9 protein-coding genes are annotated in these 12,852 nt (G+C 47.4%); 5 read left to right on the top strand and 4 right to left on the bottom strand.

What is annotated here, in order from left to right:
- Positions 1 to 117: 117 nt before the first annotated feature.
- A complete protein-coding gene (locus tag NCHU2750_RS28045; protein ID WP_236762012.1) occupies positions 118 to 888 on the top strand; it encodes an SDR family NAD(P)-dependent oxidoreductase in 771 nt (256 codons plus the stop codon).
- Between the two features lie 814 nt (positions 889 to 1,702).
- Here NCHU2750_RS28045 and NCHU2750_RS28040 read toward each other — a convergent pair.
- Both NCHU2750_RS28040 and NCHU2750_RS28035 read right to left on the bottom strand, forming a co-directional pair.
- Positions 1,703 to 2,644, bottom strand: coding sequence for a RolB family protein (locus NCHU2750_RS28040; RefSeq protein WP_256377721.1), 942 nt, complete (start codon positions 2,642 to 2,644; stop codon positions 1,703 to 1,705).
- Between the two features lie 481 nt (positions 2,645 to 3,125).
- The gene (locus NCHU2750_RS28035) at positions 3,126 to 3,821 is read right to left on the bottom strand and encodes a RolB family protein (protein WP_010974818.1); all 696 of its coding nucleotides are present in this window, start codon (positions 3,819 to 3,821) and stop codon (positions 3,126 to 3,128) included.
- Between the two features lie 238 nt (positions 3,822 to 4,059).
- Between NCHU2750_RS28035 and NCHU2750_RS28030 the strand changes: the two genes are divergently transcribed.
- Positions 4,060 to 5,259: an IS256 family transposase gene (locus NCHU2750_RS28030; RefSeq protein ID WP_042477839.1), complete on the top strand. Its 1,200-nt coding sequence runs from the start codon at positions 4,060 to 4,062 to the stop codon at positions 5,257 to 5,259.
- Positions 5,260 to 5,965: 706 nt separating this feature from the next.
- Here NCHU2750_RS28030 and NCHU2750_RS28020 read toward each other — a convergent pair.
- A complete protein-coding gene (locus NCHU2750_RS28020; RefSeq protein ID WP_045231701.1) occupies positions 5,966 to 6,682 on the bottom strand; it encodes a RolB family protein in 717 nt (238 codons plus the stop codon).
- A 1,054-nt stretch (positions 6,683 to 7,736) separates the two neighbouring features.
- On the opposite strand from NCHU2750_RS28020, the gene NCHU2750_RS28015 reads away from it, so the two are divergent.
- Positions 7,737 to 9,308 carry a hypothetical protein gene (locus tag NCHU2750_RS28015; RefSeq protein ID WP_045231702.1) on the top strand — a complete coding sequence of 524 codons (1,572 nt, stop codon included), beginning with the start codon at positions 7,737 to 7,739 and terminating at the stop codon, positions 9,306 to 9,308.
- A gap of 455 nt (positions 9,309 to 9,763) precedes the next feature.
- On the opposite strand, the gene NCHU2750_RS28010 is transcribed toward NCHU2750_RS28015, so the two are convergent.
- A complete protein-coding gene (locus tag NCHU2750_RS28010; protein WP_233283094.1) occupies positions 9,764 to 10,429 on the bottom strand; it encodes a RolB family protein in 666 nt (221 codons plus the stop codon).
- 921 nt (positions 10,430 to 11,350) lie between these two features.
- On the opposite strand from NCHU2750_RS28010, the gene NCHU2750_RS31025 reads away from it, so the two are divergent.
- Together NCHU2750_RS31025 and NCHU2750_RS31020 are read left to right on the top strand one after the other, a co-directional pair.
- The gene (locus NCHU2750_RS31025) at positions 11,351 to 11,734 is read left to right on the top strand and encodes a glycerophosphodiester phosphodiesterase family protein (RefSeq protein ID WP_234903674.1); all 384 of its coding nucleotides are present in this window, start codon (positions 11,351 to 11,353) and stop codon (positions 11,732 to 11,734) included.
- Between the two features lie 30 nt (positions 11,735 to 11,764).
- Positions 11,765 to 12,466, top strand: a complete 702-nt coding sequence (locus tag NCHU2750_RS31020; RefSeq protein ID WP_234887914.1) for a hypothetical protein — start codon at positions 11,765 to 11,767, stop codon at positions 12,464 to 12,466.
- The last annotated feature ends 386 nt before the right edge of the window (positions 12,467 to 12,852 follow it).

Below are 12,852 nucleotides of genomic sequence, written 5' to 3'. Positions count from 1 at the left end.
TTTTCCGCTCGAGAGGCGGGAGCACTGACTCATGCCCGCCGGTCGAATATTCTTTTCGTTTCTCATGGCGGTGTACTCTCAGTAGTTGCTACACTGCTCGGGGTTGAGCTGACCGCGATGCAAAGATGTAACGCGTGTGTTCTCCACTTCAAATTCGATGGTTCATCTTGGAACGTCCACACTAGAGACAGCGGGGTGTTTCTGGTCACTGGTGCATCTGGAGGCATAGGCAAGGCCATCGTCGACAACCTGATGCGGCGTGGTTTTCGTTTGAGCTTAGGAGCGCGTAGCGTGGAAAAACTGGAAGCCACTTTTGGGTTTCAGAATGAATCTCTTCACTTCGCACGTTTTGAAGCTGAGGACCTCCAAACGATGGAGGAGTGGGTATCGACGGCCATGATAAAATTTGGGAGGATAGATGGCCTTGTTAACAATGCTGGGGATGGAACACGGGTAGCGCTTGCGGAGGGAATTGACTATGAGCAGCTTGAGAGACAGTGGAAGATCAACGCTGGGGCTCCGCTGAGGATGATCATGCTGTGCCTGCCTCAGCTCGCGAAAAGTGGATCTGGCCGGATCGTCAATATCAACTCCATGTCAGGCCAGCGGGTTCTGAACTCGTTCGTTGGTTACAACATGACAAAACACGCCCTCTCAGGTCTCACGAAAACAGCCCAGCATGTTGGGTGGGAGTCCGGCGTTAGAACAATGGAAATATGCCCAGGCTATGTGGCGACAAAAATGAGTGCTTGGACTGATGAGATTGAGGATGATGGTAAGATCCAGCCCGAGCACATAGCTGAACTTGTTCGACAGGCTATCGAGCGTCCTAACAACGCTTTTGTCCCAAAGATTGAGGTGCTGTGTATGAAAGAAGCCACGCGTTAAACGAAATCGGAGGAGATATAGGTTGCGCGGGTCGCGTGCTCTGTTTGATTAACTCTTGATGTTTTCTTTATGTCTGTTCCCGTGTAATTTTAAATATTATGATGAATAAAACCTTTACTCCTCAGTGTTTTTATTGATTTAATCATTTTCCTTTTGTATTGAGACAGTACGGATTTTAGTTAATTAAAATGAAGGCCTCTGGGAAAATCAAAACCCTGATGACCTAAGTTTTGTCTACAGCTTTAACGACTAGAACCTTATGGAAATAATTATTCCGAGGGCCTTTCATAGAAAATCAAACAAGCTAAAATAATGATTGAACAGAGTCACCATCTGCCAAGATGAAAAAGTCAATGGGATTGATCACCAACTATGGGGTACTCGATTGATAATTTCCCCTAGCAGGGTGCCGAATGAAAATTGCAGTGGCATAATTGGAGACCAGATTTCTATTTTTGCGGCACGCCGCACTCGGTGACCCTTGGCCACGTCCATTTGTCTTTACGATTTTTTCAAAAATGCGATAATTTCGGGAAATCACTTCAAACTTAGTCGCTCGGATTCTCGATATTCAATAATTGAACTGCGAAATTATCGGGTTTGTGTTCGACAAATAATACCTGTTAAATACCTATCTGATTACCTGTAGCAAACAACCATGTTCTATCAATATAGCATGATCGCTATTTTAAAATTTTTATTGGTGGCCATATCAGCCAATAAAACATTTGTTTCAACAACATCACAAGGACCGCACTCGAACATAGATAATTATTTAAGCGAAAGCACAACCAGACAGCAAATTAATACAGATTCAGCGATTAAAGTAGAAATGCTTTGAAACAGATCGGAGCTTCTTGAAGAAGCGCTTCCAAGGTCTATGACGTTCATTCGGCACTCGATTTCCCGAAAGCAAGGGTTTGCAAGGATGATCTTGCGTCGGGGTCAGATTTGGAGGCCGCACGGGGTACACGGCGTCGGCTCCTAAAGCCGCTTCGGCCCAATTATCAGTTGTCTCCGCCGTTGGAACGTTGCGTGACAATTCGACACTGGCCCGAACATGATTCAAACGAGAACTCTCCCCGACGCTTTTCCAGTCCCAGGACGAGCCATCAGCTAGTATTTCGCTGAACAACGCTCTACCGAACGCGATGATGTGGCAAGGGAGTTCCAACCCTCCTTCTCGTAGAAAGAATTGGACACTTTCGCCACCCAGGTAAAACCGCGGCCCTCGCCGGAAAGCCGTGGTGGGAAGGAAGGCCACAAAATGACTCAAGTCTTCTTCGCCGGTTCCAGCTTCGACGCGATTTCCATCGTGTAAACGCTTGAACAAACATCGCACCATTTCGATTGTAACTCCGGTTCGGTAAGGAGCTAACGTGCATGCGAGAAGGTTCGCCCTTCCGAATTGGCAAAGATCCTTAGACTGCACATGACTCAGCATAGCTTCCCGGGAACAATAAACATAGATTGGCGCCGCGTCTTTACAGATCACCTCCTGCTCTGCGATGGACTGAAGCGTCGGCGGACGAGGAAATGGGAGACGAAGAAATAACGCGGAAATTTCGTTTTTTAGCGCGCTCTCTGCCAATCGTCCCCGCCAGTATTTCGTCCAAATCTCCTGATAAATCAGGAGATTATCGCGGATATAGATATGATATAGGATGCATGCACTGGTCAAAAATAGATGCATTTCCATTCTGTCATTAATAGATTCAAGAGTAAGCGGAGCGAAGCCTGGACGTGGTGGAACCATCATATCTATTTGCAGAAATGGTCTTCACCTCATCCGCTCAAAAGGCTTTAAATAGACCCTGCATCCAATTACACAGTTCGTCACACACAAGATAACTTTCGCTTACGACTATTTCCCGCTATTCATTGACTTTGTGTGGCATCAAAACGTATATGTCGTTATATGTATTGTATTCTTTTAAAACTATAGGTATCCGAGGCAATTGCCTGGGGATAAGAACTTTGAACAGCATGTTTACTATTTTACGACATATCGCACTGTTCTGTATGAATATTTGTTTCAAAAACACAAACAAACGAGATAATTTATTTCGCTTAGAAAGATGCTACAGTGCTTGAAAACAGAACGTAGTACATACTGGCAATAGCCCACGATCTGCTGCCGATGTGCAACAGCAGATTATCATAACTTAAAAGATATTTCACAATAAACCGGTAAACGGCGATGCGGACCTTCTGGCTTCATTCCAACGCTTAGTTTCTTACAGGCAGGTGTTTGTCTTTCCGGTGAAGCAACAACGCAGAATTCCAAGACCAGAAGGCCTTTTTTTAGCAGCGGGATAGGCCAAACCAACCGCTACGACTTCAAAATGAAAGCGGGATCCTGGGAGCAGCGCAAAGAACTTATGAACATAACGATCATTGTGAACCTCATAAACGCTATATGGCAATTTCAGAAACGACTTGCTCGGGAGAAAGGCGACATAGGCTTCCAAAGCATCCGGAAGGAGGCAAGACCCTGGGGATATCAGGTTATGCCCATAGCGGACCTTCTCACGCGTCACGCCTGCATCGAAGGGTGACATGGAGCACACGACCGAGCCGATCTCTGAATGAAAAGACACAATACGTTCTTTTGCATATTCCTCAAGCTTCCTGCGAGGACAGTAAATGTAGAGCGGATTATCATTCACGGCGATTGTGTCCAACGGCCCCAACCTCGGTCCGTGCAAGCATGCATACCTGCTGAACCATGTCAGGATTCCGGTCACAGCATCACCCGGATCGTCGTAGAGTACGAGTGACTTGACCCAATTTTTTTGGGCATCAGCCAAGGTTTGTTCCACAAAATTGCGATAAACCACGACTGCTCCGATCAGCACGAGCTTGGCCTCTTCGCGGTTCCGGATCCGCAGCAGGCTAATCACCGTGAAAACAGGACGCTGATATACCATCATTAAGCTTTATGCGGGGTGTAAGCATCCGGAGCTCTTTGGAGCCCCAGAGATTGAATCTTGCTTTATAGCTGAAAAACGGATCGTGTCCCGGCACGTGGTGTAGGTGGCGGGAGGTAGCAAAGCCGAGCAGCCGCGCGCTTTTCATAGCGCTGTAGCGGGTGATTGGGTTTGCGGGCGGCCATCAGTGTTTTCCGCTAGGGTCGGGTTGTTGAAGACCAACCTGACGGAAAGACCACCGATGACCAATGACATGATGAACGTGCGCTCGCTTGTTGAGAAGAGCGCCGATGCAGATTTATTGCGCGAGATGATCGGTTTTGCAGCCGAGCGGCTGATGGAGCTGGAGGTCGGCTCAGCCACCGGTGCTGACTTCGGCGAGAAGAACCCGATGCGCCTTGCTCAACGCAACGGCTACCGTGACCGCGATTGGGAGACACGGGCCGGAACCGTTGAACTCCGCATTCCAAAGCTGCGCAAGGGAAGCTATTTTCCGAGCTTTCTCGAGCCGCGCCGTATGGCAGAGAAGGCCCTGACGGCGGTTATCCAGGAAGCGTATATCCAGGGAATCTCGACCCGTTCTGTCGACGATCTGGTCAAAGCCATGGGCATGTCGGGCATCTCCAAGAGCCAGGTGTCGCGGCTGTGCGAAGAAATCGACGTCAAGGTAAAGGCGTTTCTCGACAGGCCGATTGAGGGCGAGTGGCCGTACGTCTGGGTGGATGCGACCTATCTCAAAGTCCGCCGTGGCGGTCGCATCGTCTCCGTCGCCGTCATCATTGCTGTCGGCGTCAACAACGACGGGCGGCGCGAGGTCCTGGGTATGGAGGTCGGTACATCGGAGGCAGAACCGATCTGGACGGAGTTTCTGCGCAGGCTGACACGTCGAGGATTGCGTGGCGTCAAGCTCGTCGTCTCCGATGCCCATGAAGGTCTCAAGGCGGCCGTCACCAAGGTTCTCAACGCCACCTGGCAAAGGTGCCGGGTTCACTTCATGAGGAACGTGCTCGCGCATGCTGGAAAGAGCGGCAGGCGGGTCGTCTCCGCCTTTATCGCAACGGCATTTGCTCAGGAGACGCCGGAGGCAGCAAGCGCTCAATGGCGCAGCGTCGCCGATCAGATCAGACCGAAAGTGCCGAAGCTCGCCACCATCATGGACGATGCTGAAGAGGATGTGCTCGCCTACATGACCTTCCCGAAAGAGCACCGGGCAAAACTGCACTCGACGAATCCAATTGAGCGTCTCAACGGCGAAATCAAGCGACGCACCGAGGTCGTCGGCATCTTTCCGAACGACGAAGCGATCGTCCGTCTCGTTGGCGCACTGCTGCTCGAACAGAACGACGAGTGGGCCGTCCAACGCGCCAGGTATATGACGCTTGAGACCATGGCCCAAATGAGCGATGATCCCCAAATCAGTCTGCCCGCTGTGGCTCGCTGATATCCGCTCCGACCCATGTCGGAAAGCACGGCCATCAGCCGTCAGCTACACCACTCCCGTGGACACGATCGAAAAACGCATGTGCAGGGAAGGTGATCATGGTAATTTTACGGATTTCTACTGTTGAAATACCTTTTGGAAACAGAATTTCTGTCTGTTAAACTACAAACAGGACCCGTTACTTAACTATTGGATGAGCGTAGGGCCGTTTTTTCGATAATTGACATGTGAATGACATAAAGCAGGTTTCGAGCTTATCGAGGTGATCCTTATCGCCACATTGTCAAAAAGCATCCACCATAGTCCTATAATTGCTGACAGACACGTAGCGTGCCTCCCTGGCTCATCGCAAAATTGAGGCTTGTGCCTTCGCTTGGCTCGTGACGAAGCCAGCTTTCGATGCCCGAAAACGATGGCCCACATTGTCTCACGAATCATTACGATTCTGTCAAAAAAATACGCTGTTTCACCAGGATGAATTTTCAATTTGTGTAAAATCTGTTCAATAAATAATACTTCCTCAAAGATGTTTCAGAAAAGCATCACGGACTTATTTTTATCAAATTATTTTTATCGCATTCTTATCCTTGCATGAAACATGCATCCATATCATTACATGTCTCATCGGGAGATACACAGTGGCACTAGCATGGTTATATTGATCCCATACACTAGGGTTGTTTTCTATCCATGAATAGAAAACAGATTAAGTGCTGATAAGGTTCTGTAGTTCATCGAAGCTGAGATTTGGCAAACCAAATTCCTCGTCCGACTGGGAGAACAGCGTCTTCCCCACTGCGACGATGTCGTATGGGATTATGTCGTTCTCTTCTCTACTGAAAACGACAAAATGCTCCTCCGCGCCACCACGGGTGGTGATTTTGGACATGCTGATCGTGAATTTCTTACTGGGCAAAATGGCCACGAAGCAGCTTACGGCATGCGGCATGCTATAGGCGCCTGGCAAGATACTGTTGAGTACGTTCTTGAGCTCCTCTGCTGGAATATCCGTTCGGTATGGTGGGAGTGATGAAGCCAGCACAAATTTGCGATAGCACCGCAATAGGGTTTTTCCTTCGACGTATTGCGATAATAAATTCAGGGAGGTGTAGATGTAGATTGGTGAGTCATGTTGGCAAATTCTATCTGGCTGGACGGCGCCAGGAATGCTGCAACACGGCGTGAAGACACAGCTTTTGATTGCGCGCAGAGTCTCTTCGTCTAGGCCGGATTCGGAAAGGACTCGGACAACCCACGATTGCTGGAAGGGGAGAATCTTTCGAGTGAGGAAATCCCTATAATTTGCGACCGCCGCGCATAGGCTCTGCTGAAGTTCTTCCAGGGAGGTGTTTGCGAACAAATCAATTGTCGGAAAAACGGGGCGATCATCCCCTGAGGGTATCATATTTTGATTGTAAGACATTAGTGAGGTGTGCATGGCCGAAGGCTAATGGCCCTCTATTATAACACTCACCTGCCCAGTGATTGTCAAACATCGCAATAATGAAAGATTAGGTTACTATTTCGCTCGTGCCGCACTTGTCAAAGTGGGAAGGAGCATATCAACATTTTCAAACGCTTGTTCCCAGAACACCGACGAATTCATTTGACCGTCACCAGAGCTTTGATGCTACTCAGATATTTGGGCACCGCGATGGGACCCGTGAAACAGCCTGGGTCCACTTTTGAATTGCGTTGCTCCTGAACATCATACCAACTGCCACGATAAGGACTTGTTTTTCACACTTTCGTGTAAATCAATAGTCAGCAATCGAACCTGCCGACAAATTTGAAAATCTCTCAACAAGTCTCCCAATGAGGTGAAACTGCTGTGTTCGAAACACGGAAGCAACCATGTTTCGGTTGGGTTGGAGAGGTTTATCTTAGCGACTCTCTTTCAAGAACGCGTCCCATGCCATACAGCCAGTCATTCAGGCAACGTCGCGCAGTTTGTCATTTCGCCCTACAATCACAGCGGCGCTAGAGGAAGCGACAGATTTTCGAATGATAGCTGGCTTTCCGAGAGTCGAGTTAAACTGTTGATGTGGGTTCTGCGTGCCAGATTGAATATTTCAATTTCATTGATACAGTTAAATATTCCGCGTATATGCCTCCCCTTTCCTTTAACGTTATGAACGTGCTGTTATACCATTCCAAATGGAAAAATACAAATTCGCTGAAATACCAACAATTGAAATTCATTGAATCGCACTTGGCTCTATAATATTACACGATCCGTCGTACAGATTAAGTCATTGGCATCATTATTAGGCGAACGGCACATTTTCTTTTCGAATAGAAAACTCGTTTTCCTTTAAAAAAACAACTGACTATCGTCTAGTCGACGCCGCTGCTTTGACTTATAGGCCAAAACAGGACCGAGACCCACGCGGTGCATTTTTATTCGGTGGATCCGAGCACAATTAATAAAGGAGCTTTTGCATTCCCTGGATGCCTCAAGCTGTGCCAAGTTATCAATGGAGAACCAGAACACTCCGGTTGAGGCGATAGAAAGAAAGCTCAAAAGCAGCTGGCTTCACTCCCTCCATGTCAGAAAAATCCTCCCTTCACCCTTCTTGGGAGGACCTTACTCTTACATCACTGAGGAAACCGATGTCGGCCAAGAAGCAGACTGCATTCGAGGCCATTCCGTCACTCCACTGCCAGAAGATGAAGGCATGGTATCACATCATATGCAGCAGGTCTTTTGTTCAACGCACCAGCCAGCGGCCCATGACCATGTAGATGCGTTTGCTTTAAGAGCAGCACCGGAACCGGCCGTCATTCCTGATGAAGATATTGCCGACAAATCTTATCGTCCATTCGCCAGTTCGGAGAACAGCTTGACGGATATCCTCATGCGCATGCCCCTATCCACGCGAAACGCTTGGGCCACTCAAGCGCGCAAGGAAAGAGACGACGCCTTTCGAGTTATTCTTGAACTCCCCAGCCTGCCCAAAGAAGTTAAAAAGTACCTGCGTCGCAGCGCGCAATCCATTCAAACGCAAGAAATGAGGTGGCAACTAAAATGCCACCTACCCCTTTCGGAGAGGGGTCTGTTCTGGCTTTGGTTGGTCATAATGCAGTTGGCGGTTGTCCTGCCCGACATAGTATCTGCCTCACTTGGAGCGGAAGTTGCCGTCTTGCGCTCTGGGCCTATTACTCTGCAAACACAGCTTATGGTGCTTGCGATTTTTGATTATCCTTGGGCGGACACGAGGCTCGCCGCTCACCTGGCTTGCGAAGTCTTCCTCGGAGGATTGCCAGTTTTAATTTTTGGCTTATTCGCCATTGCTATGCCCCAACATGAGGGAACCACATTTCACACCGCCAAAGATGTAGCATGGAAGGCGTCACTATGCATTCTGTGGCAAATGCTGATGCAGAACAGGAAGAACATCCGGGATTTATTAAAATACTCTTTCTTGCGGATGAAAAGGATTTCTACAGCTCAGAGTTCCGATTTCACTTCTGAATACACAAGATTGAGGAATTCCAGCACCATCATCTATTCCTGGCTCGACACCTTTGAGGTGAGTAACCGTCTCCGTATTCAGATCGGTTACCACAAACAAGACCATGAAGATGCCCTGAGGGTTCTCCGGTGGGTCGGCCATATTGCCGACGATAAAGACCGCAATCCTCGGGGAGGCAAAGCAGGCATACTAGTAGCAATCCTGACGATGGCTGGCCTGATATGCCTCTCTACGTTTCCAACCGATGCCTATTCAGGCCTTATTGCGGCGGCCAATCTTGTGCCGTTAGCTGCGCGGGCCGCTGTTGACGTTATGGATAATTCGCAAAGCTCGCACGATCTGTTGCGCCTTTTCACCGCAACCGCCGGCGTAAGTTTTCCAAGCACTTTATTCGTGCTGGGCAATTCGAGTTACTGGCTTCTGACGAAAAAATCTTTTCTTGCTGGGTTCGCCAACATTCATTTCTGGATAGCCTTCGTACTGATCTTTTTCCTGAGCCTTTTTCCCAAACTTTGGGGGAGACTATTCATGCACGTTGGCTCGAGACTCCTCAATGATCGTTCAGGAGCTTAATATTTTGTTGGTCCACTTCACCTGGAGGGAGAAAAACGCGTGATCCAAAAAAACCACCGCACAATGTATCTTCACACAAAAGCATCACGGCAGTCATTCACGTTTTAAAAAGATTCTATTATTACTTTACATATACGGAGCTCATTACATCTTCCTCTAAGAGAAACTGTCATTGCATCAGCATAAAAGCGTCTTGTTTATGGGCCGTTGCTCATCTCATTATGATTACATAACGTTATACGCAATACAAAAATCCATATGCAAAAGACATACAATAAAATAAACACCCAGCGTACAGATCATAATACGCAGATTGAAAATCTGACATTACAATTTATTTATAGTGAATCCGCGGGCAAAAAGCCGACCAAGCGTAAGCGCCATTAGATATATTCGGACCTTTTAACTTCACTCCCTTTCAGCCCCAGATATTGGGCCAGTAAACTCATTTGCCATCAAAATAACAGCTTGAGACGGTAATTGAGAAGCTTCAACAAACAATTTCTGAGTTTCTCTTTACGGCTCCTATCTTCAAAAAGAGCCCGCCCCACACAAAGTATTTCGCAGCAAAAGGCATCCGTTTGCGACGGTGCCAAGAAACTATAGATACCATTCTTCGTGTGCCAATAGCTCGACTCCTGAAGCGAACTGGTTGGCAAGAATGCGATGTATGCATCCAAATCGTTCTTCCCGCTGCAGGTATTCACACAGGCCTGATTTTGCCAGACACTCATATCATCTCTCGTTACCCCCTCAGCATAGGGTGGAACTGTGCAAATCACCACGCCGCGATTCGAAATGCCCTCATAGAATCGTTTGGTTGCACAACTTCTCATCTCTTCGAACGAGCAATAAACATACATCGGAGAACCTTTGAGTATCAGGTTCATCGGCTCGAGTGTCGGCCCATGCAAGCAGGGCGCGTCTGCAAAGCGATTCAGCGCGTCATCAATGTCAGAATCTGGAGAGTTAAAAAGATTGGCGACTAAATCAACCCAGGAGCGCTGCGCGGAGGCAACCGTGTTCTGCACGAAATAGCAGTAATCTTCTTCAGCTACGCTCAGGACGGGTTTAAGTACCTCCCGTTCTCTTATCTCCCAGGTATCGACTATGTCGAACACGGGTCGTTCGTAGTACATTCTGCACTTTGGAGGTGCTTCCCAGGTCCCCCTGCCAATCTAGCGACTTTAACTGCAGAGCGCGCGTCCGTAAAGTATGAGGCTTCTATACACTGCCGCAGATAATAAAAATTAGTAATGTCGGCAAAAATACAGGGCCTCTAGAATAATAATTCAACCATAACGCAATAATTTCAAGAAATTTCCTTAGTCATAATAGCCGATATTATAATATTAGTCTCTTCTTTATAGGCATCATCCTTTTATAATTATGCACCTCCATCTGCCGACAGCGAAAACGTGTTTGTACTAACATCAAATGATAAACGTGCTCCTATATAAGAAATACTTTCGGCGGCCTAGATTGAAAGAAGTCAGACCCGTCGAACAGTACGATTTGAAAATTCTGGTATCCACTGCCATTGCGGCCGACACTGACCTTAGCTTTCAAAAAAGGAGCGGGATTCCCGCGCATGCTTATATCATGATGAATTTAAGACGCTATTCCTCAACTTCCAGCTGGCAGTCTTGTCTTATACATTTAAACTGGGCAAACGACCTGTGTAGCGCTTGCTATAACAAACTAAACCGCGCTCTTTCTGTGCGGCTGCGATCATTCGGTACCCTCCTGCTCTAGCCCGAACCGACGTTTCGAACACACGCTTTTCTCGAAATATGGATGTAGGTTCATCTTTTTCTTTCTTTTGATTTCCGGTTCATTCCGAGTTTTTAACCGGTTTTTTTCAGGTACTCTGTCAGCGCAAACCCTTCCCAGTGAAGGATACAGGATGGCCCAGGTGGGAAATCCAGTGGGATCTCCCAGCAGGCGTAACTTCAGACGAGGTGCTTGCTCGTCATTCGGTACCACACCTTCTTGAACGCCTTGAAGAGCAACTGCCCCTTCAAGTCATAGAACACCGGGGCATGTACAACTTGGGGAAGGGCGTACAGGAGTGTACCGAAACCTCATTACTGACTGCCCTCGGAGGGATGGAACGGCGAAATCTTTCTGAATTGGATACGACACTAACTTCTGACAATTTGCCCGTTGTGTCTCACGACTTCAATACCTGGCGGATTTCCACGTTACCGGATAGACTGATCCGAGAACTCCATTCAGCAGATGTTAAGAATATACCGGTGATCATTCGAGAGGTTTCAAATGGTGAGATCACAGAATCATACACCGTAACAAACGACATCATCCCTTTTCTTGAGCCTCTTTTGGATAAGGTTTTCGACGTCAATCCAGGCGCAACCTTCTTTTTAGATGGTCGCGACTTTGAAGCCCACATTATCACTGCTTAGCTAAGCCGCCGTCCGAAATACCGTCAACGTGTGGTCCTTCTCTTTTACACCTTCGAGTACTCCAGCGGCGAAGCGTTCTTTGACGCGGTCAAACAGGTTAGCCCTGAGCCTGATTGGAGGGAAACCGTCGCGCTCATGCCGGTGATTTTTCCTCAAGAACTTCCGAGGTTGGCAAAACTGATCGATCTTAGCGACATCGCCGTCGAGGACCTTTATGAAGGCGGCAAAATCTGGATCGATTCGATGCTCAGGCAGCCGATGAGAGTGGTCGCAGTTCACATTGTGATGGCCAGGGTAAAACCTGAGCAGCTGGGCCTCTGTGACAAACCGGAAATCGTTAGAGCCTTCAACGCAGATTACGCCGCAGTACGCCTTGCCTATTATGTGAAGGACAATCCAGAAGTGCGAAAGATGCGTCCACACCTTAAGCTGGCAACTGCAACAAGATGCTACGATTTCTCCGCTCAACTGGAAAATGGCGAGAAAGCAGAATTTTCAATTAACATCAGGACAGGGAGACCGATGCCACGCGAGACAGATGAACGAAAGTACATTCGCCGTGGCTATGGAATACCCGGCAATGCAGCAGCGATTGCCGACTGGGTTATATCAGACCGATCTGAGGATGAGATGTCATTCTGGGAATGGCGTAACAAAGGCGTTCCCCGCAGGGTTGATCACCACTGCCCCCATCTCGACGTTATAGAGCAAGATGGAAAATCTGTACCGTGATATTATTATAGAATCCCGTATATCAGACATAGGAAGTAAATTATGTTATCTATCTATTCTCTGTAATATTGAATTACTTATATAATTTTCATATTTTATAATAGTCTATATATCTTGGTATATAAATGTATTTATAACTTTAAATAACTCGTAAAATAATTATAACTGTAATGACTCCGCGCAATATTTACACATAGACACACACATCATCTCATTGATGCTTGGTAATAATTGTCATTAGATTGTTTTTATGCATAGATGCACTCGAAATCAGCCAATTTTAGACAAGTATCAAACGGATGTGAATTCAGTACATTAAAAACGTCCGCAATGTGTTATTAAGTTGTCTAAGCGTCAATTTGTTTACACCACAATATATCCTGCCA

This window comes from Neorhizobium sp. NCHU2750 (assembly GCF_003597675.1).
Taxonomy (GTDB): domain Bacteria; phylum Pseudomonadota; class Alphaproteobacteria; order Rhizobiales; family Rhizobiaceae; genus Neorhizobium.
The sequence above is the reverse complement of the archived record's forward strand: the minus strand, read 5'-3'. Positions and strand labels throughout refer to the sequence as shown.

Coding starts and splice junctions, on each gene's coding strand:
- NCHU2750_RS28035 (WP_010974818.1), bottom strand. CDS start 3,821: ATGATGGTATATCAGCGTCCTGTTTTCACGGTGATTAGCCTGCTGCGG.
- NCHU2750_RS28020 (WP_045231701.1), bottom strand. CDS start 6,682: ATGTCTTACAATCAAAATATGATACCCTCAGGGGATGATCGCCCCGTT.
- NCHU2750_RS31025 (WP_234903674.1), top strand. CDS start 11,351: ATGTACAACTTGGGGAAGGGCGTACAGGAGTGTACCGAAACCTCATTA.
- NCHU2750_RS28030 (WP_042477839.1), top strand. CDS start 4,060: ATGACCAATGACATGATGAACGTGCGCTCGCTTGTTGAGAAGAGCGCC.
- NCHU2750_RS28040 (WP_256377721.1), bottom strand. CDS start 2,644: ATGGTTCCACCACGTCCAGGCTTCGCTCCGCTTACTCTTGAATCTATT.
- NCHU2750_RS28015 (WP_045231702.1), top strand. CDS start 7,737: ATGGAGAACCAGAACACTCCGGTTGAGGCGATAGAAAGAAAGCTCAAA.
- NCHU2750_RS28045 (WP_236762012.1), top strand. CDS start 118: ATGCAAAGATGTAACGCGTGTGTTCTCCACTTCAAATTCGATGGTTCA.